The organism is Prauserella alba, assembly GCF_024171735.1.
Lineage (GTDB): Bacteria > Actinomycetota > Actinomycetes > Mycobacteriales > Pseudonocardiaceae > Prauserella > Prauserella alba.
Window position 1 is genome coordinate 159,095 of record NZ_JAMTCH010000003.1, and the last position, 21,322, is coordinate 180,416.

Consider the following 21,322-nt stretch of genomic DNA (forward strand, 5'->3'; position numbering starts at 1 on the left):
TGAACATGCTCACTGATGAGATGGCGGGCATGCTAGTGAGCATGCAGGGGGAGGACCCGTTGAAAGCTGGAGCCCGGCCCGGGCCGCATGCGCCGGATGAGCGTTTCCTAGCGGCTCCATATGTCGGTAGTAGGCGCGTTGAGTCAGCGCGGCACCGCTGGTCGGCGGCCGGCGAGACGGCGCAGTCCCCGAACTCGTGGTCAACGACCGGCCGCACGACGATCCTCGATGAAGGGGTACAGACCCGTGACTGACCCGTCCGAACCGTTGTTCCCGAACCCGAACGGCGAGCAGACCGCGTTGGACACGTCGGGCGCCAAGCAGGAGCCGCATGCCGAACAATCGGCCGCATCACCCCTGGACCAGCCTCAGGAGTTCGCGGCAGCGAGTTCGTACCAGGTCCGCGACGAGTTTCAAGAGCTGATCGAGCGAGACCTCCTCGGCCCATGGGCCGGCGAGTGGGAGGAGCTGCCGCGCGGTTCCAGCGGCCCGCGCGACCGGTACCTGGTGGGCATGCTCGGGCCGAAGTACGAACCTCGTTCCACCGTCGAGGCGGCCGACTCGATGTCCGGCGCCGACACCGAAGTGCAAGGTGACGGTGGCGAGGAAGGGGCAGGCGAGCTGCCCGAAGTGATCACGCCCCAGAACCTCGGGCGCATCTGGGCCTCATCCATGGGTCTGTCGTGCTGTGTCGGGCAGGGCATCGACACCGTGGTGGTCACCGCCGAATGGGGTGAGTACGACAAGCGCGACAGCACCGACGAGGACGGCAACAAGCGCACCGTGTGGGGTCGGGAGCCGGTTTCCCACACCGTCGAGGTCAGGCTCACGGGGGAGTCCACCTTCACCGTCCCACTGACGGCAGCCAGTATCAGCGAGCCGGGCGTGCAGCTGGTTGCCAAGGTCCGTTCCCGCGGTGCCAAACGCACCCTGGAACTGACCCTGGTCAACGGGCGGATGATCCCCGAAGGCTCCGGCACCGACTTCGCCTGGCTGTTCCAGGCCACGCTGACGGTCACCGCGATGGATGGCGCCGAGGCCGTCTTCCTCCCGATCGACGACCCCCTCGACGGGGACCACCCCGGAGAAGACGCTGAGGAAGCGCACCTGCGCCTGCTGTACCGCAACCAGCTCCAGTACGCCGCAGGACATAATGTCGCCGTCCATCCGCACGCCGAATCCGGTGCTCGGCGGGCCTACAAGCTGGAGACCATCTGGCTGCCCACCTACAACGTGCCCGCCACCGAGGCACCCAGCGGCGCTGGCACCCCGCTCGCCGGAACCGAGCTGTCCATGGACGCCCTCGCCGAGGCCGAGCCGGCGCAGCTCCGTACCGGGCTCGCTCCGCTCGTCGACGGCTACGCGAGGTGGCTCGACCAACGCGAAGGCGAGATCGGACAGCTCCCCGACAACTTGCGCAGGACCGCCGAATCAGCCGTCTTCACCGCACGCCGTGCCTGTGAGCGCATCCGAGCCGGTATCACGCTGCTGGCGGACCCGGCCTCGCCTGGACATGACGACGCACTGCGTGCCTTCCGCTTCGCCAACCGGGCCATGGCCGCGCAACGGCGGCACACCGACGTCGGCAGAATCCGCGAGGACCCTGCCGTCAGCTACGCCGACGCCAAGGCCACGGTCGACGCGCGTGGAGCCGGCGCCGCCTCATGGCGGCCGTTTCAGCTTGCGTTCGTCCTGCTCAACCTGCCGTCGCTCGCCAACGTCGATCACCCAGAACGGGCAGCGAACAGCGACGCAACTGTCGACCTGCTGTTCTTCCCCACGGGCGGTGGCAAGACCGAGGCATACCTGGGACTGACGGCGTTCACGTTCGCGATCCGCCGCTTGCAGGGCACCGTTGGAAGCGGTGAACAGGCGCGTGACGGTGCGGCTGGGGTCGCGGTATTGATGCGCTACACCCTTCGGCTGCTCACCGCGCAACAGTTTCAGCGCGCTGCCTCTCTCGTCTGCGCCGCTGAAGTGCTGCGCAGGGAAGACCCCGACACCTGGGGCGCCGAGCCGTTCCGCATCGGCCTCTGGGTCGGCGGCAGCGTCTCCCCGAACTGGGTGGACGAAGCATCCGACCAGATTGCGGAAGCCCGCGAAGCAGGCAGCGGAATGCGGGCCAACGTCCTGCAAACGCTTGCGTGCCCGTGGTGCGGTGCGGCGCTCCAAGCACACCGTGACCTGCACACGGACGCGGATGCCCGCCGCATCTACCTGTACTGTCCGAACGCCGAGGGCTCGCTCTCGTGCCCGTTCTCCCGCCCGCAGTCACCGGAAGGACTGCCCATCCTGACCGTGGATGAGGAGATCTACCGGCTAGTGCCGAGCCTGATCATCGCGACCGTGGACAAGCTCGCGCAGCTGCCGTGGAAGGGCTTCGCGGGCATGCTGTTCGGCCGCGTCCACCACTACTGCTCACGGCACGGGTATCGGCACGAGGACCTCGATCCTAAGGCCAAATGCGGTGGCAGGCACAACAAGACCAGCAAGCTCCCCGGCGTCACCAGTCGGCCGGTCGTGCCACTTCGGCCGCCGGACCTGATCATCCAGGACGAGCTGCACCTTATTTCCGGCGCACTCGGCACGACGGTCGGGCTGTTCGAAGCCGCCGTGGACGAGTTGAGCAGCTGGACGACCCCCGCGGGCAACCGTGCCGCACCGAAGATCGTTGCCTCGACCGCCACGACGAAACGTGCAGCCGAGCAGGTCCGCGGTGTCTTCGCCCGCGGGCTGGAGATTTTTCCGCCACAGGTCACCGATGTGTCGGACACGTTCTTCTCCCGACAGGTGCCTGTCGACGAGACCAACCCCGGCCGTCGCTACCTCGGTGTCTGCGCGCACGGTGTGCGCCTGAAGTCCGCGGAGATCCGGATCGCAGAGATCCTGCTACTCGCCGGGCAGACCGTGTTCGACATGTACGGCCGGCCCGCGGACCCATACATGACGATGGTCGGCTACTTCAACGCCACCCGGGAACTCGCCGGGATGCGCCGCTACCTCGACGACGACATCACCACGCGGGTACGGCGTCACGGCCGGATCCGCGGCATCTCCGACCGTCTCGGCGGCTCCACGTCCATGCTCACAGTGCAGGAACTGACGTCGCGCATCTCGTCCGGCGAGATCAGTAACGTGCTGAAACACCTCGAAGTCGGTTTCGACCCCGACGTCGACACCAGCGCCCGCCGCCGGGCCATTGCCGACAACTGGCGGGAGGTGCTGAATGCTCGCACCAAGTCGTCGCGCGGAGGTCAGAACGACCCGGCCGCACATCCGCTCGCCGAACGTTCGCGAGACCGGCATCGCAGGGGCCGGCTTCCGGTCGACGCGGTGCTGGCGACGTCGATGCTCCAGGTGGGTGTCGACGTTTCCCGGTTCGGCCTGATGATGGTGACCGGCCAGCCGAAGAACACCGCGGAGTACATCCAGGCCTCGTCCCGGATCGGCCGTGATCCGCGGCGACCTGGGCTGGTGGTGACGCTGTACAACTGGACACGACCCCGGGACCTCGCCCACTACGAGGACTTCGAGCACTACCACGCCACCTTCTACCGCCAGGTCGAAGCGCTGTCCGTGACTCCGTACACGCGGCGCTCGCTCGACCGCGGCACCGCCGCGGCGTTCATCGCGGCGGTCCGGCACGCGGTCGAATCCCATTCCCGCAACGCGGACGCACACCAGGTCGACCTCGACGGGCCATTGGTGCGCGCCATCGCGGAGAGGATGCTTACCCGCGCCGAGATCGTCTACGGGCAACGTGGCCGCGACTACCTCGCCGAGCGACTGGCTGCGCTGACCGACGTGTGGAAACAAGACAAGCAGCGTTCGACCCAGCTCGGCTACGAGAATCAGACCGCGAAACAGCAGCTACTCACCGGCCTGCTGCACGCCCCGGGCGAGGGTCGCTGGCAGGAAACCACCGTCGCGCGCTCGATGCGTGAAACCGAAAACGAGATCAACCTGCTCGTTCCCGGTGGCGACGAGCTGTATACGCCCACTTACAACGCTCCTGAATGGTCGTTCGGACCGCCCGACACCTCGACATCCGCGGAGACGAATCTCGAGGATGCGTCCGGAGATGAGCTCGGCGATGCGGCATGGAACCCGCCCGTGAATGGGGGAAGCAACCGATGAGCACACATCATCGCCGCCGTGTCGGCGCCGTGCGACCCAGCCATTTGATGTTCACCAGCGGGGTGGGCGCTCTCGTTGACCTGCCCAACTTCTCGGTACTGATCCGCGGTCTGGATGACTGGAACTACTCCGCCGTCGAAGGAAACGAAGCGTGCGGACCGATCGCCGAGCCACGACTGCTCGGAGCGGTCCGCGCGATCGCGGGTCCCAAGGTGAACGAGCTCCGTCCAGCCCCTTGGATGGACGGCATTGACACCGACCCAACGGGCTCCGCGTCCCGAGTCGGGGTGCCCACCATGCCGTTCCCATCCTGGTTCCGCTGTACGGCGTGCAACGAGCTGGCCGCCCTCGATTCCCAGGTCTTCACGTTCGACAACTCCAAACCACGCCGCCCGCACGACGCGCGGTTCTTTCACCGGGACTGCGCCAAGAAGAAGTCCGGGCGGCCGTTGGCTGTGCCTGCCAGGTTCGTGTTGGCCTGCACTGCAGGACACCTCGACGAATTCCCTTACCGCGAGTTCGTGCATTCTGGCCAGGCTTGCCCGAAGACGCCTCAGCCGCGCATGCAGATGGACGACCAGGGTGGCAACCTCGGCGCGAACGTGTGGATCCGCTGTGTCAGTTGCGATTCCCGCCGCAACATCCGTCAGGCGATGGGGCAGCGCGGCGAGGAAACCTTGCCGCGCTGCCGGGCGCGGCATCCGCACCTCGGGACTTTCGACCCCGCTGGGTGTGGTCCAGATATATCGCTCAAAGTCCTCGTGATCGGGGCTTCCAATCAATGGTTCGCGCAGACCTTGTCGGCCCTGTGGGTGCCGGAAACCACCGGCAGCGAGTTGGACAGCATCGTGGAACGCCACTGGGACGCCGTATCGCAACTACCGGTAGCGATGTATCAATTCGGCAGGGACAACGTCCCCGCATTCCGCGAACTCGCCCGTTGGAGCGACGAAGAGATCAGCGGGGCTGTAGAGCGTGTACGAGCGGCCAAGCAGGAGGCCGACGACGGGCCGGAAGAAGGCTACCCGGATCTGCGTACCGCCGAATGGCAGGCGTTCACGGCGCAGCGGCTGGCGGATCCGATGGACGACTTCGCCTTACGGCGCCTCGACGATGGTGTGCCGGCTCCGCTCAAGGGTTACTACGAGGACGTCATCCAGGCAGAGCAGCTGCGCGAAGTGCGTGCGCTCGTCGGTTTCACTCGCCTCGATTCGCCCGACCCGGACGACCCGAAGCTGGTGAAGGTCGCGCCACTGTCACGGGACAAGCCGAGCTGGGTGCCTGCCAGCGAGGTCCGCGGCGAGGGCGTGTTCCTGCGTGTTCCCGAAGACTTGCTTGCCCAGTGGGAACAGCGGGTGACTGACACGCGGGCCATGCGCCAGCATCGTGAGGCTTACGAACAGTTCCGTAAGAACCGCTATTCGGACCGGCTGCCCGGCAAGTTCGATCCGATGGCGTACTGGCCCGGCGAACGCTATATCGCACTGCACACGCTCTCGCACCTGCTCATCCGCACCATCGCTCTCGAATGTGGATACAGCTCGGCCAGCCTGTCAGAACGGATCTACGCAGGAACAGAGGAAGACCCGCGTAGTGGCATCCTCATTTACACCGCTGTTCCGGATGCCGAAGGAACGCTCGGTGGCTTAGTTTCCCAGGCCGAACCCGAGCAACTTGTGCGGATCACCCGCCGCGCCCTGCGTGACGCGATGCGCTGCTCGTCCGACCCGCTTTGCGCGGAACGCCTGCCGCAGCCGCCTGCGGACTTCCTCCACGGCGCGGCGTGCCACGTATGCCTGTTCGTCTCGGAGACGACCTGTGAACGCGGCAACCGGTTCCTCGACCGCCGCTTCGTCGTCCCCATCAGTGATCCCGAACTGTCGTTGTTCCCCGGGGCACCGTGAGCACGTTTGAGACGACCGCGACCGCCGCCGCACCTCACCTCGGTGCGGCGGCACTACGCGGCTTGGCGACGCGGATCGGAGCGGGCTGGCCCGCACACGCCGTGCTGGCCGAGCTCGGGTATGCGGCGGGCGAGTACGCCCGGCCGATCCTGCGCGTCCGGGAGTACGAAGGCGTTCCCGCGGCACAGGCAGCGGCTTTCCTGCGTGGCCTTGCTGCCGGGTACGCCGAGCAAAGCTCATCGGTCTCGGTGGAAACAGTGTGGAGCGGTCCTAGTACGCACTCCGTTCCGGTGCGGGCCACCGCGCAGGCGCTGATCCAGGTCGTCAATGAGGCGACAGCGGAGCTGCTGCTCATGACGTACTCGGGCCGGCGCCACGAACCATTGCGGGAAGCACTGTCGGCCGCTGTCGAACGTGGCGTCGAGATCACCGTTGTCGTGGAGACCTTGCAGGGAGCCGGAAGCGCGCTGGCCGGTCAAGAGCCCGCCGCGGCCTTCGCAGGGATATCGGGAGTACGACTGTGGCACTGGCCCGTAGCGCGGCGTACAGAGCCGCGGTCGAAGCTGCACGCCAAACTCGCGGTCGCCGACCGCCGTGTCCTGCTGGTCTCCAGCGCCAACCTCACGCAATCCGGGGTGGAGAAGAACATCGAGGCCGGCACGCTGGTACGAGGTGGCAGCGCACCTCCAAGGACCGCTGAGCACATCCTCGAACTGCGTAACCGTGGGGTCTTGCAGCCGTTGGCAGTCGGCGCACAGGGGGCATCGTGAGTCTGTGGTTTGCCCGATTGGAGCAAGATCATTCCACCTGTAATGTGGTAATTGTCGGGGTCACTGTGCATAGGAGGGTCGCGTGGCCCAGCGCAAGGTGATCAACGAGCGGTACGAGCTGCAGCGTTTGCCCATCGCGCGCGGCGGCATGGGTGAAGTCTGGGAGGGCCGCGACACCCGGTTGGACCGGGAGGTCGCGGTCAAGTTCGTCAGATTCCCCGACGGGGTCGAAGATGAGGACCTGATCAGGCGCTTCGTGCGAGAGTCCCGGATCACCGCGCGGCTACAACATCCCGGGGTTCCCGCAGTGTTCGACGTCGGTACCGAAGACGGCCGCCCCTTCCTCGTTATGCAACGTGTGCATGGCACAAGCGTCAGCGACCTGCTCGCCCAGCATGAGCAGCTGCCGATCGGCTGGTCGGTGGCAATCGCTGCACAGACCTGCTCAGTGCTTGCCGTGGCGCATCAGGCTTCGCTGGTCCACCGCGACCTCAAACCGAGCAACCTGATGCTGGAACCGGACGGCACCGTCAAGGTGCTCGACTTCGGCCTCGCGGTCGCAATGGACCTCGCGGACATGTCGCAGATCACCCGGTCCGGCCAGACGATCGGTACGCCCGCGTACATGGCTCCCGAACAGGTTCTGGCCGCTTTGAGCGGGCCGCAGACCGACCTGTACGCGCTCGGCTGCACGCTCCACGAGATGCTGACCGGCCAACACGTGTTCAGTGGTTCAACCTCATATGCGGTGATGAACAAGCAGGTCGACGCGGAACCGGAGTCGGCTCGCACCATACGGCCGGACGTTCCTGCTGGGCTGCAGTCCGTGCTGACCGCGCTCCTGGCGAAAAAGCCGGAAAACCGGCCGACCTCAGCGCAGGCCGCGTACGAACAGCTGCTGCCGTTCGTCGCCGATCTGGGACCGGTCCCAGGGGCGCTGCATCCACCGGCGGTGCCGAGCCCGGCGCGCATGTACGCAACAGTCGTCAGTCGTACCTTTTCCGCCGATGGCACAAGCGAACGTGGTTCCCCGCCGGTCGATACGCCTGGATCGGCTGTTCAGGCGTCGACAGCAGTGGAGTCCAACGACACGCGCCACGCGAATCACACGCGGCCCGATCGTAGCCAGCTGGACCGAGTTCGGTCAGATGCGAGCGAGCTCGTACGACAGGCTCGTTACAGCCAGGCGGCGGAACTTCTCGGCAACGCCGTGCAGTCCGCGCGCGCCGAGTTCGGCCCGGTCGACCCGGACGTCATCGATCTTCGGCTCGAATGGGCGAACGTGCTGTTCGAGGGCGGTGACTACCGCACCGCGGCACCCGCCTACCAGGCGTTGAAGGCTGACCTGGAGGAGCGCGACGGTCCCGACTCCGAACTGGTCTTTCGCTGTCGCCTGCAGCACGCCACCTGCCACGCGCTGACCGGCGACACGGCCGCTGCGTTGGAATCGATGCACGCACTCCTGACAGACGAACAGCGAGTGTTCGGCCCTGCTGATCCGCGTCCCATCGAACTGCGTCGGCAGATCGGATTGCTGCAGCTCGGCGCGGGGCAGCGGGCCGAGGCCACCGACACCTTGAGTGGTCTTCTAGAAGACCTTGTGCGTGAGCATGGTGAGCAGCATCCATCAGTCCCGAAGATCCGAGACCTGCTCGCCGGTATCCCTGGCAGCGACGGATAGGGGGAGACAGTAGTGCCTCAGTTGGCGATCGACAGGGACTTCTTGCGTGAGTATTCAAACCTGGAGAAGGCCGTCCAGCAACGCGTCGATGCAGCCTTCAGCAAGTTCGAGCAGTCATCACACGCGGGGCAGCACCTGGAGAAGGTGTCGAATGCACGGGATCCCCGGTTCCGCACGATCCGGTTGACCAAGTTCTGGCGTGGTGTCGTACTCGCGCCAGATTCCGGGGAAACGTACACGCTTCTCACCGTTCTGCCCCACGACGATGCCTATCAGTGGGCGCAACGCCGCACAGCGTCGGTGAACACGGCCACCGGGCGGATCGAGATCAGAGACGTCACCGCGATCGAGGGTGCCTTGCCGGAACTCTCGGGTATGGCGGCCCACGCACCGTCGCACCTGTTCGACGCCGTCAAGGACTCGGATCTGCGCAAACTGGGAATCGACGAGCAGACACTGGCGTTCGCCCGGGCCCTGACCGACCAGGTGCAGCTCGACGCTGCTCGGTCGTTCCTGCCCGGCGCACAGTGGGATGTGCTGGCGGGATTGGCCGCTGGGCTGACTCCCGAAGAGGTGTGGACCGAGCTGGGTGACGTGATCGCCGGCGAACGGTTCGACCCGGACGATCTCGATGCCGCTGTGGCCCGCAGCACCGACCGAGTGGTGCTAGTTGACGGGCCCGAAGAGCTCCTCGCCATCCTCCGCCAATCGTTCGCTCTGTGGCGGGTGTACCTGCATCCGGTGCAGCACAAGCTGGTCGAGGCGCGCTATCGAGGGCCGGCTCGGGTGACGGGCGGCCCGGGAACCGGCAAGACCGTGGTCGCGCTGCATCGGGCATGTCATCTGGCGCGACACGGCGACGGCCCTGTGCTGCTGACGACCTTCACCTCGACGTTGACCGGGTCGTTGTCGGCCGGGTTGACGACGCTTTCCGACAACGACGAGATCCGCAACCGGGTCACGGTCAAGAACGTCGATCAGCTCGCGCACCAGGTGTTCCGGGCACAGTACGGCGCGCCGCGCCTACTGGAAACCAAGCGGGAAGCCGAGCTGTGGCGTTCGATCATCGACCGGCTACAAGTGCCGTTCACAGACACCTTCCTCCGTACGGAATGGAGGGAGGTCGTGCTGGCCCAGCAGATCACGACCGCCGAGCAGTATCTCGCCGCCAAACGGACAGGGCGCGGACGGGCGCTTGGCCCGCGGCAGAAAGCGCAGGTGTGGCAGGCCGTTTGGGAGTTCGAAGACCAGTTGCGCGAAGGTGGCTGGTCGACACACGAGACGGTGTGTGCGGACGCGGCGCAACTGCTTGCCGGCCGAACGGACAAGCCATTCCGGCACATCGTCGTCGACGAAGCGCAGGATCTCAGTCCCGTCCAGTGGCGATTGCTCCGTGCTGCGGTTCCGGCCGGCGCGGATGACCTGTTCCTCGCCGGGGACACCCACCAGCGCATCTACAACAGCAGGGTCAGCCTTCGGGACATCGGCATCATGGTCACCGGACGTTCCACCCGACTTACGGTGAATTATCGGACCACGGCAGAGATCCTCGCGTGGAGTCTCGGTGTCGTTCGTGGTGAACCGATCGATGATATGGATGGCGGACTGGACAGCATCGCGGGCTGCCGTTCGGAGATGCATGGTGTGCAACCGGCACGGACCGGTTATGGGACGAGGAACGCCGAGCTCGACGCGCTGAGCACGCAAGTCCGGGAATGGCTCGATGCGGGGGTGGAGCCAACCGAGATCGGTGTGGCGGCGCGTGTGAACTGGCTCGTGGACGGTGCGGTGAACACACTCGTCGCAGAATCGATACCGGCGCGTGCCTTGACCAATGACAGTGATGCTGCAGATGCGGTAGCAGTGGGCACGATGCACCGGATGAAGGGCCTTGAGTTCCGATGTCTCGCGGTGATCGGAGTCAGCGAACAACACATGCCGCCGCCCAACGCGGTCACATCCCCCGACGAGGACACACAGGCCCATCGGCATGACGTCCAGCGGGAACGCTGCCTGCTGTTCGTTGCGTGCACCCGGGCGCGGGAACAACTCGTGGTGTCGTGGCACGGTAGTCGGAGCAGCTTGTTGCCCTCCGGGCAGTAGACGCGTAGACGAAAGGCAAGACAGGAGTTCGAACAATGGCCAAGCTGCGGATGATCATCGACCAGGTCGAAGCCGGCACAATGCTGCTTCCAGAGTTTCAGCGTGGGTACGTCTGGAACCGCGACCAGGTGCGTGGTCTGATGCGCTCGTTGTACCGCGGCCACCCGGTGGGCGGACTGCTGCTGTGGGAGACGGCGGCTGAAGACGTTTCGGTACGAGGAAGCATGGCCGGAACCGGCACGCACCTGCTCCTGTTGGACGGCCAGCAACGGATTACCTCGCTCTACGGGATCATCCAGGGTGAACCGCCGCGCTTCTTCGAAGGAAACCCAGACGCGTTCACGGGCCTGTACTTCAACGTTGCCGACGAGCAGTTCAAGTTCTACGCACCAAGCATCATGGCCGATGACCATCGGTGGATCGAAGTGACCCGGCTGTTCCAACAGGACATCTCCGCGTTCGTGAGCGGTTTCAGTGAGAAGGAACCGGAGAACCTGCCGACCTACGTGGAGCGCCTGACGCGGCTGCGCAACCTGCTCGAACGCGACTTCCACGAGGAGAAGATCACTGGGAAGAACGTGTCGACGGACGAAGTCGTCGACATCTTCAACCGTGTCAACTCGGGCGGCACGAAGCTGACGAAAGGCGACCTTGCGCTGGCCAAGCTGTGTTCCGACTGGCCGGACGCCCGCACCGTCATGCGTGACCACCTGGCGAAATGGGAATCGGCGGGCTTCAACTTCAATCTGGATTGGCTGCTGCGTAACGCGACGAGCGTCGCCACTAGCCGCGCCGAGTTCAGCTCGTTGGACGCGGTGTCGGCGGCCACGTTCCGTCAGTCTCTGACCAGTTCGACCGACTATATCGGGCACTGCCTGGACGTCGTGTCGAGCCGTCTTGGCCTGGACCATGACCGAGTGTTGATGGGCCGCATGGCGTTCCCGGTGATCAGCCGGCTGCTTGCGCTGAACGGCGGGCAGTTCTCAAGCAGTGAGGAACAGGGCAAGGCTCTGTACTGGTACGTGCACTCGGCGTTGTGGGGGCGTTTTGCCGGTTCCACAGAGACCTACCTCAACCACGACTTCGACACCGCACAGCGGGAGGGCGTGGATGGCCTGATCCGTTCACTTGAACGGTGGCGTGGTGGAAATCTCGACGTGCAACCGCATGATTTCGGCGGATCCACGACGGGATCGCGGTTCTACCCGCTGCTGTATCTGCTGACTCGGGTCAACGGGGCTCGCGACCTCGGGACGGGACTTGAACTGAAGGCGGAGATGCTCGGCAGACTGTCGTCGTTGCAGGTGCATCACATCTTCCCGAAGGCGCTCCTGTACGAAGCCGGGTACCCCCGCAGCTTGGTTAACTCGATCGCCAATTTCTGCTTCCTGACCCAGAACAGCAACTTGGCCGTGGGCAAGAGGAACCCGGCCGAGTATTTCCCCGAGGCGGAGTCGAAGCATCCGGGGGTGCTGGCTTCGCAATGGATCCCGCAGGATACGGAACTGTGGCACGTCGATCGGTACGAAGACTTCCTCGAAGCGCGCAAGGAACTGCTCGCCGGCGCGGCGCAGGGCTTCCTGTCCCAGCTTCGCGAGGGCACATCGCAACACGCTGGCCAGCGACTACAGCCACTCGCGGTATCGACCGGGGACGAGACCGACGCTCGGGACGCGCAGGTACGGGACATGATCGAGGAGATGGTCCGGCTCGGGTGCGTCAAGCCCATCACCGACACGGAGATCGCTGACCCGGAGTCCGGACGCGCCTTGGCGATGGCAGAGGCCTACTGGCCCGAGGGACTGCAGCCCGGTCAGGGTGAACCGGTGATTCTGGAACTCGACGCGGAGGCCGCTGATCTGCCGCGACTCGAGGAACTCGGCTACGAGGTGTTCACCTCGGTCGACGCGCTGCTCGGGTTCGTGCAACGGAGGAGCGACAGTGCGGCTGGCGTCGAATCGGATGACGGTGCCGCAGAGGAGCCGGACGGGTCCATCACGGAATCTGAGAGTGCCACCGAGTTTGGTGCAGAAATGCTAGAGCTGCACGAACGGAGCCGGACGGAGGCCAACTACGCGGCGACCTACTTCCGCAGCATGCTCTCTGAACTCGGCCCTCTGGAAACCGCCCGCAAACTTCTCGGCTCACCGGCTGTGTCGGATGGCTTCGCTGCGCTGTGGGAGCGGGGCAGGCTCGACCTCACGGTCGAAGCTCTTGTCACCCAGCCGCAGTTCGAGGAGCTGTTCACAGAGCAGGAAATCAACGCTGCGCGCAAGCGTTTGGACCAATTCGGCTATCCCGTCCCCGGCGGCGCCGTCAGCTGATGCCCAGCCGGTGCTGTTCGGCCATGACGATGCGTTGTTCCAAAGGCACAGCGTTGTCGTCGAGGCTGTCGGGGCGGTGCTCGCGTGTGTCCACCGCGCGGGCGTCCGCCTCCTTCGCCTCGCTCCTGCGGGCGAACTCCGCGAACAGCAGGCTCTTCTCCTCCTGAACCTCGCGAAGCCGCTCGTCTACGCTGCCCTTCGCGAGTAGCCGGTGCACCTGGACCTTCCTGACCTGGCCCATGCGGTAGGCACGGGCCACGGCCTGCTCCTCGGTGCTCGGCTTCCACTGCGGTTCGGCAATGACCACAATGGACGCGGCCTGGATGTTGAGTCCCTGGCCGCCCGCCTCGATCTGCAGCAGCAGCACGGCGTGCCCGTCGCGCCGTGCGAATTCGTCCACGATCTGCTGCCGAACCTGGGGCGGCACGGAACCGGTGATCGGACCCATCGCACGCGAGCCGAGCTGGTTACCGATCCGGTCGAGCACGTGCAGGAAGTTCGAGAAAACCACCATCTTCAGCCCGTCCTCACAAGCCTCGTCGGCGATCTCCGCCAACCGTTCGAGCTTCGCGGAGTTCTCGGCGTGGAACGCGGCCTGACGCATCTGCATTAGGTTGCGGGACTGCACGGTCGCGTTGTAGGCGGCGTTGTCGGCCGGAGTGAAGTAGACCCAGTCCTCGACCTCGATCTTGTCCGGTAGCTCCGTGAGTACGTCCTCCTGATTTCGGCGAAGGTAGACCGGTGCCACGGCACGCCGGAACCGTTTCGCCCCGGCCACGGCGTCCGTGGCGTCAATGCCCTTCGCGATCGCGGGCTGCAGGTACGACACCAGGTTGCGGAACTCCTCGACCCGGTTCTCCATAGGAGTGCCGGTCAGGAACATCGCACGCTGCGAGTGGTTCACCGCCTCGGCGACGGCCTGCGAGCGTTTGGTCGTCGGGTTCTTCGCCAGGTGTGCCTCGTCCACCACCATCATCGCGACGTCAGCCTCGGTGATCCCGTCGAGTCTGCCGAGCGTGTCGAACGTCGTGACCGCCACGCCGCCGTCACGCAGCCACGTCCGCGTGGTGGCGTCCCGTCCGGAACCGTGCAGAGTGTGCGCGGTCAAGCGACTGTGTTTGGCGATTTCGTTCGTCCAGTTCGCCAGGACGCTTGCCGGGCACACCACCAGGAACCGGCGCTGTCCCCGTGCTGCAAGATGCGCGAGCACGGCCAGCGACTCCACCGTTTTGCCGAGTCCCATCTCGTCGCCGAGGATCGAGAACTTCTGATGGATCGCGTATTGGGCGCCGAACGCCTGGTAGCCGCGCAACGTCGCCGTAAGCAGACCTGTGTCCAACGGGACGGCGCTGATCTCCTGGCGCAGCTCGGCCGGGATGAACCCCTGCGCGGCCTCCGTGTCGTCACCTTCGCCGGCACCACCGAGCGTGGAGAGTAACGCGTTGAACGATGCGGCGTCGGACGTGTACTCGTCCCATGCCTGCCATTCGGGATACGAGCTCGGGTCGGTGGCACGTTCTTGCGACTCCAGGGTCCGGTGCAGTGACGCCACCCGCGGATCGGCCAGCACGGCGTCCAACTGTGCGAGGGCCGTCAGCGCGGCGTGCTTCTTCGCGCTTCCGCGGAACAGCATCGAAGGCCGGCTCGTGGTCGGTTCCGCGTCGGACACCAGGGGAGCGGTTTGGGCGGTGAGCTGGCGGAGCTGCGGTTCCAACGTGGTGACCGCGCTGTCGGCGTGCCTCAGCGCCATGAGGGTGGCGAGCAACTGTGCCTGTGCCGGGTCCTTTCGGTCCGGGTCGAATCGGAACTGTGTCTGTTCGGTGACCTGCGCCGCGAATCGCTGCGCGGCTCCGACTACCTGTTGTGCGGTCTGCGGGCCGATCCCGGGCACGGCCTGGATTCGCTGCGGGCCCGAGGCGAGAATCTGCGCCACGGAGGCGAAGCCCGCTTCGGCCACCGTGTTCAGCCGCGCGCCCCGCCCGACGAGGTCACGCAGCTCGGCGACCGGCCTGCGCTGCAGCTCTGCCTGCACGCGTTGATCGGTGAGGACCGCCACCTGGTGCCGGACATTCGCCCGCAGAGTCGCGGGCGTGGCCAGCAGTGCTTCGGCGCGTTCCGTGAAGCTCCGGACTGCGGCCAACGTGTGCTTGGCGGGCTTGCCGACCTTGGCCTTGGCCGCGTCCAGTGCCTCAGCTGACACTTCCGCCATCATCGCCGCCCCAGACTGCTCGGCAGAAGGCCTTCCCCGACGCCGAAGTCGAGCACCCGGACAATGTGGTCTTCGACAGCCTCCGTCATCTTGGTGTGCCCGAGCAATCTGAGGGCTTCGCGCAGAACCCGCTCACCCGGTCCGCCGGTATTGGACGCGTGGCGGATCGCATTGATGATCTCGTGCGGGGCGATCTCCTGAACCGCCCGGTCGCTCGACCGTTGGGTTTCGCGGAAGCCTCGCCAGGTGTGCGGATCCAGGTCTGCCGGCCAGACGTGGATCCCGACCGGGCTGCGCTCGGTTCGCAGGGCCGAGGGAAGGTGTTCCAGCGCCTCGAGTACCCGGTTCTCCCGCACGCGTCCCAGACCGAAGCAGTGCAGCGCCTTCTTCGCCAGTCTGTTGATCTCGACAGGGCCCTCGAAGTTGGTGACCTCGACGAACATCTCCTCGAGCTGTCGCTGCACGGCCGCGTCGGAGCCGAGTCGGTCGAGGTCTTCCTTCACCCCTACGGGCCTGGGCTCGTACGGCACGAAGGGCACGCCGGCCTCGGACGCTAGGGCGGCGCGCTGGGGTTGCGGCGCCTCGGTGGTCGCACTGTTGACGACGGCTTCGCGGTCTGCGGGCAGACTGCCCGGCGCCTGTATATGCGTGGGCGACGCTCCGTCCGAGTCGCCGTAGGGTCCGTCCTGGACCGCCGCTTCGCGCAGTGTCGGAACCGCAGCCTTCACCGGTGGCGCGTCCGGATCGGCGGAGGTGGGGACCCCGGCCTCACTCCCTTTCGCGCCACCCACACCGGCATCCGACCGCACCGCTGTGGCGTCCGGCTCTGACCTGGCGATCGCCTCGTCGATGCGCTCCAGCACAGCCGCACGTTCCCGTACCCAGGCGGGCAGCCATACGCGCACGGTGGACGGCCACCGCATCTTCGCTCCGAGCAGCTGTGGTGCGCGGTCCCGGTCCGCCACCGTGAGCCGCGACGCCCATTCCGGGCCGTCCAACAGCACCGCCACCTGCCAGCGTCGGGAATCGGCGTGCCGGACGGCAATGTCGACAGTGAACTGTGACAGGCCGACGTTCGTGGCGACCTCGTACCCACGTGCCCGGACCGCGTCCGCGACCTCACTGAGAATGCGATCGTCCGCCCGTGGATCGCTCGCCTCGATGCCGCCGAACTGATCGAACCCGCCCGCGGCCAGCTCCAGGTAGGCCCGCAGGTGCCGTATGCCGGTCGCATTGCTCCGGGCCAGATCGATGTCGTGCGGATCGAACGAGCTGAACAACATCACCTGCTCCCGAGCACGGGTGACGGCGACGTTGAGTCTCCGTTCGCCTCCGGCGTTGTTGAGCGGACCGAAGTTCAGCGGCAACTGCCCCGTGTCCGGGTTGCGGGAGAACGCCAGTGTGAACAGGACGGTGTCCCGCTCGTCGCCCTGGACGTTCTCGAGGTTCTTCACGAACAGCGGCTCGTCTTCCCGCGACAATGCGTATTGAACGTTCGGATCGTCGCTGTCCTCCAGGAGATTCAGCACGAGGTCGCGCTGCGGGACGTTGAACGTGACCACCCCGATCGAACGTTCGGACGTCACGGGATCCGCGAGCAGCGCGGCGATCTGGTCCGCGATTGCCCGTGCCTCGACCACGTTCGTACGAGTGCCGCCTCGATCGTAGGCGCCGTCGAGACGACGCCAGGTGATGCCGGCGTGCGGCCAACTTCCCGGCGCAGGCAACGTGTGCAGCTTGTTCTCGTAGTAGTGCTGGTTCGAGAAGGCGATCAGTGACTCGTCGCTGCTGCGGTAGTGCCAGGACAGCCATTCCCGGTCTAATCCGGATTCGACGCACTCCTCGAGAATGCTGTCCAGATCGGCCGGTACCGCATCGTCGGCTCCGTCTGCGACGGCTGCGGCCTCCTCGTCCCCCTCGCCGTGGCCGGCTTCCATGATGCTGCTCGGCGGCATCTGCTTCGAGTCGCCGACAACGACCACCGACCGCGCGCGGCCCATAGCGCCGACGGCTTGTGCGACGCGGATCTGCGATGCCTCGTCGAAGACCACCAGGTCGAACTCCACGGCTCCCGGGGGCAGGAAGTTCGCCACGGACGCCGGGCTCATGAGGAAACACGGAGTGAGCCCGGTGATCTCGTCCGGGTACTTGGCAAGCAGCTGGCGGAAGGACAGCCGGTTCGCACCTCGACGGGAAGTCGTGATGTGCCGGAGGAACTCCCGGTCTCCGTCGAGCCGCGGGCGCCGAGCGAGCAGCTCGCTCGCGAGCCGCGTGGGCAGCAGCTTCTCGAGCTCGCCCCCGAACCGAAGGTACTCGTCGACGTGGTGCTCGTGCGTGTCCGTATCGAAGTACTCGAGCTGGCTGGTCTGCAGCCGTTCGCGCAATGCCGTTCCCGCGAGACCGCGTAGGTACGCGACCTCCAGCTCGTGCGCCGGCAGCGCCCCGGTCAGAATCTGCTCGCAGAAGTCCGTGAGCCCGGCGCCCGTCAGCAGATCCGTATGGGCCAGGACGGCGCCCCACCGCTGGAGTGGCAGCAGCCCGTGGGTTCGCAGTTCCTCGCGCCAACGCGGCCCGTCGGCGTTCCACGCCTCCGGCCACGATCGCCCGGAGCACCAGCGGCGAAGCTCCTCGGTGCCCGGAGTGAGAAGGCGGAACCAGTTTCCCCACGCCTTGACGAAACGCTCCAGCTCGGCCACCGGCGCGTGCCTGCCGAGCTCGTGCAACGCCTGCCACAGACCCGCGGAGTGCGCTCGAAGCTCGCGGCCGGCGACCAGGGCGTCGCGCCGCCGCTCCACCACGGCGATCGCATCCGACTGTGCGGGGGACCATTCGAATGGCAGTTCCAGCCCCGGCACGGCCACGAACCGCTGGTGCAGCACTGCTGCGTGATCCCGCGCCATGGCCGCTGCGGTCACGGTTTGCCGGATGGCCTCCGGGTCGAGGGTGGTGCCCTCGCGCAGATGCGGTTGCAACCGCTCGGCCAGGCGCCGGCGCTTCTTCTTCTTGCCGAACAGGCCCTTGTTGGTGTTGCCGGCCTCGGTGACCCATGCGGGCAAATCCGGATGCGCGAAGGCCTCCGGACGAAACGTCGCGAGGACGGCCGCATGCTGACGCTGGAATCCTTCCAGCTCGGCGAGCAGCTCGCCGACCGCGGCGTCCCACCTTTCGCGCGTCGTCGCGGAGGTGGCCTGCTGGCCCGGCAACCTGTGCTGCCGCGCAAGTCGTGCGCAAGGCAGTGCCGTCCCCGCATACACGGGGGAGGACAGCTGGGTGAGCTCGGAGCGCAGCTGTTCGGGCAGTCGGTGGAACAGTTCACGGACCGTCTCGAGTTCGTCGGCCGCGGCTGTCAACTCAGCGACTTTGAGCGTGTCGACCGTACGGTGTCCGCTGAGTGACCACGGGTGCTGCGCACGGAGCCGTGCGGCTTCGGCGGCTGCGGGTAGTTCTGCCACGGTTGCAGACACGGCCTGACGTCGCTGCTCGTCCAGGCCCATGATCTCGGGTGGCACCGGCGCGGTCGGGCCGTCGCCGTGTGCGGTGGTCGCCGCATAGGCCGACCACGCGGAGAACCGGGCCGCGTTCTCCTCATGCAGTCGTCGTGGGTAGTCCCGTAGCGCTCGCACGTTCTGCCGATAGCGAGCCTCGGCGGCCGCCCAGCCGTGTTCGTCGTCCTGCACCGTGCGTTCGCGCGCGGTGTTCAGCTGTTCTCGGATGCTCGCCAACGACTGCTTGCGGCCGTGCAGGTCCAGACAGAAATCGCTGAGACCGATCGTGCCCAGCCTGCGCTTGACCACGTCCAGCGCCGCCTGTTTCTCCGCCACAAACAGCACCCTTTTGCCGCTGCGCAGCGCATGGGCGATGAGGTTCGTGATGGTCTGCGATTTGCCGGTCCCGGGTGGGCCTTCGAGTACGAAGGAGCGGTCCTTGGCCGCCATCGTGATCGCACGCATCTGCGAGCCGTCCGCAGGGATCGGCAGCTGCAGTGCGGCCTCGTCGAACGCGTTGTCGTCGGTGGTGGCTGCCGGGTCGGCGAACTGGTGGCCGGGCTTGGTCACCAGGTGGCGCACGATCGGGTTGGTCATGAAGCGTTCCCAGTGATCGGTGAGATCACGCCACATCTGGAAGGTGGAGAACTGCAATAACCGCAGGCTTGCCCGCTCGTCCAACCGGTAGTGCAGGTCGTTCTCGACGAGGCTGCTGCGGATTGCCTCGAACGAGCGCACGATGTCGATACCGTCCTCGTCGAGCGGTGGGTTCTCGAGTTCGGGAATCCGCACCCCGTGCTTCACCCGCAGCCATTCGATGAGGCAGTAGTTCGGGGCGGAGATCTCGTCACCATCAGCGACGATCGTGTACGGGGAACGGCCGCTGCCGCCCTCGATGCGCACCGGGAGCAGGAAGAGGGGCGCGTGTGCCTCACCGGACGCTCCCGGGTGCACCAGGGTGCCGAATGTGAGATAGAGGTAGTTGCTCCCGGTTTCCTGCTGGATCGTGCGCGCCTCGCGTTGCAATTCGCGCATCTTGGCGATGTAGCGGCCGTCCGGCACTCGGCCGTAGATGCGGTGGTCACGTTCGAGTTCGTCGGCGACGCTTTCGTCGGGCAGGTCGCGGACGGTGTTCACACCGCTCAGCTGCTGGACACCGCCGACACGGTCTTCCGGGACGATGCGGACCGGCTTGCCGCTGTGCACGAGGTCGTCCAATGCTGCCAGGGTGTCGTGTGGCACGTGCAGGTCAAGGCCCTTGCCGCGTGCCGGCAGCTTCAGCAAGGGGTTTCGCAGGCTCAGGTCGAGCAGCGATTTGCGCCACCGTTTGATGCGCTCCGGTGCCTGGTCGGTGGCGTCCTCCCTCGATGCCAGGTTCTGTTCGACGTCGAAGGTGCCCGAACCCACCAGTTCATCGGGCAGCGCGAGCGTATGCGACTGCACGGACCCCTCGGCATCGGCCGGCCCCGAGGACGTGCGGCGATCATCAGAGGGGAGTGCCTTGATGGCAGTTCGGTGTGTGAGCGCGACGTCGACCATCCCGTACAGGTGCTCGCGTGACCTGAACTGTGCCGTTCCTGCACGGAGAGCCTCGGCGTAGTCCTTCGACCCGGTTCCCGGGCCGATACCGGTCAGTTCGACGGCAAGCGCCCGCCGCGACTCCATCAGATTGATCATGTGGTTCGGGTCGAGCGACACTGTCTCCGGAAGTCGTTCCTCTTCCAGGAAGAAGCCGGCGAACGCGTGACCGGACACAATCCAGATCAGCGGATGAAGGCCCGCCTGTTCCAGGCAGGCCGCGTACGTGACCGACAGATCCAGGCAGTTGCCGAGCTGGCCGCCGAGCACGTCGGCCGTGGTGCGCACCTTCTGGCCGGTGTCTTCGAACGAAGCCGGCAGACCCACGTAGCTGATGCGCTGCGCGCGCAGCGCCTCGTAGACCGCCCCGCCGATCTGTGCTGCGCGCTGCCGGCCCGCCTGGTATCCCTCCAGCGAGCTCGAACCCGTCTCGCGTTCGAGCAGGTCACGAGCACTTCGCAGCACGTGGTCGACCGAGGCCGTGTTGGGCTGCACGAACGCCGCGATTGATTCGTACAACGACGGCGCATTGAACCACTCGTTGCGAGCGAGTACACGCGAGCGGGCCTCGGCCCGCAGCCGTGTGCCGCCGGCGCGCACCAGGACCCGGTAGTGCACGGGATACGCCTCGTCGGCTGCTCCGACGGCATCGGGGCCGGGAGCGAGATCGGCGAAGTCGACTCTGAGCACCTCGGATCGGGCGTGCAAGTGGGGGATCGTGCGATGCCACGTCGCGATCTGTCCGTCCGGGCCCAGCAGCTCGACCCGCACGTCGATCCCGGGAAGGTCCTCGTCGGTCAGGTTCTCCACTCGGAGATAGCGTGCGAGCGGCACGTCGTTGTGCACGAGCGCGTAGTTGATCGCAGGAGGGAACGCCAGTTCCACGCTCAACCGGCCGTCCTGCGCTGCGGCCGTGTTCCGCTGCGTCACCGTCATCGAGGGCATCTCTCCTTCGGCCCGCGGCCATGCTTCTGGCCGTGGTCCGGCCCTGCGCAGTACATCGCGCGGCGCCTACCGGCTGTTATTCACTGTGTCCGGGTCTTCAGCGTTCTGTGATGATTTCTCCATCTCCGCCCGGTGACGGTCCCCGCTCGACGTGACTCTGATCGTCGTGTCCGCCGCGCGGTACGC

Annotated in this window: 8 protein-coding genes; 6 read left to right on the forward strand and 2 right to left on the reverse strand. The window is 66.2% G+C overall.

Translation table 11 applies throughout. The features are described from left to right. The first annotated feature begins 246 nt into the window (after positions 1-246). The 6 genes from drmA to LY12_RS00725 all read left to right on the forward strand — a co-directional run bounded on the left by drmA (position 247) and on the right by LY12_RS00725 (position 12,919). The gene (gene drmA, locus LY12_RS00700) at positions 247-4,137 is read left to right on the forward strand and encodes a DISARM system helicase DrmA (protein ID WP_253852588.1); all 3,891 of its coding nucleotides are present in this window, start codon (positions 247-249) and stop codon (positions 4,135-4,137) included. After that, on the forward strand, positions 4,134-6,041 hold the full coding sequence (drmB, locus tag LY12_RS00705) for an MrfA Zn-binding domain-containing protein (protein WP_253852589.1): 1,908 nt from the start codon (positions 4,134-4,136) through the stop codon (positions 6,039-6,041). Before drmA ends, drmB begins: the two co-directional genes overlap by 4 nt. Further along, on the forward strand, positions 6,038-6,811 hold the full coding sequence (gene drmC / locus LY12_RS00710; protein WP_253852590.1) for a DISARM system phospholipase D-like protein DrmC: 774 nt from the start codon (positions 6,038-6,040) through the stop codon (positions 6,809-6,811). Before drmB ends, drmC begins: the two co-directional genes overlap by 4 nt. An 82-nt stretch (positions 6,812-6,893) precedes the next feature. Further along, positions 6,894-8,492, forward strand: coding sequence for a serine/threonine-protein kinase (locus LY12_RS00715; protein WP_253852591.1), 1,599 nt, complete (start codon positions 6,894-6,896; stop codon positions 8,490-8,492). A gap of 12 nt (positions 8,493-8,504) precedes the next feature. Beyond that, the gene (locus tag LY12_RS00720; protein ID WP_253852592.1) at positions 8,505-10,595 is read left to right on the forward strand and encodes a UvrD-helicase domain-containing protein; all 2,091 of its coding nucleotides are present in this window, start codon (positions 8,505-8,507) and stop codon (positions 10,593-10,595) included. 35 nt (positions 10,596-10,630) lie between these two features. Beyond that, positions 10,631-12,919 (forward strand): GmrSD restriction endonuclease domain-containing protein, encoded by a 2,289-nt coding sequence (locus LY12_RS00725; RefSeq protein WP_253852593.1) that lies wholly within the window; start codon positions 10,631-10,633, stop codon positions 12,917-12,919. On the opposite strand, the gene LY12_RS00730 is transcribed toward LY12_RS00725, so the two are convergent. Next, a complete protein-coding gene (locus tag LY12_RS00730; protein ID WP_253852594.1) occupies positions 12,912-15,128 on the reverse strand; it encodes a DEAD/DEAH box helicase in 2,217 nt (738 codons plus the stop codon). The two genes, LY12_RS00725 and LY12_RS00730, sit on opposite strands and share 8 nt — an antisense overlap. After that, positions 15,128-21,127 carry an anti-phage protein ProA gene (gene proA, locus LY12_RS00735; RefSeq protein WP_253852595.1) on the reverse strand — a complete coding sequence of 2,000 codons (6,000 nt, stop codon included), beginning with the start codon at positions 21,125-21,127 and terminating at the stop codon, positions 15,128-15,130. The genes LY12_RS00730 and proA overlap by 1 nt, the downstream gene beginning before the upstream one ends. Positions 21,128-21,322 lie beyond the last annotated feature (195 nt).

What these genes read in the sequence shown, in the direction of transcription:
- drmB (WP_253852589.1), top strand. Translation starts at nt 4,134, where the DNA reads ATGAGCACACATCATCGCCGCCGTGTCGGCGCCGTGCGACCCAGCCAT.
- LY12_RS00725 (WP_253852593.1), top strand. Translation starts at nt 10,631, where the DNA reads ATGGCCAAGCTGCGGATGATCATCGACCAGGTCGAAGCCGGCACAATG.
- LY12_RS00730 (WP_253852594.1), bottom strand. Translation starts at nt 15,128, where the DNA reads ATGGCGGAAGTGTCAGCTGAGGCACTGGACGCGGCCAAGGCCAAGGTC.
- proA (WP_253852595.1), bottom strand. Translation starts at nt 21,127, where the DNA reads ATGACGGTGACGCAGCGGAACACGGCCGCAGCGCAGGACGGCCGGTTG.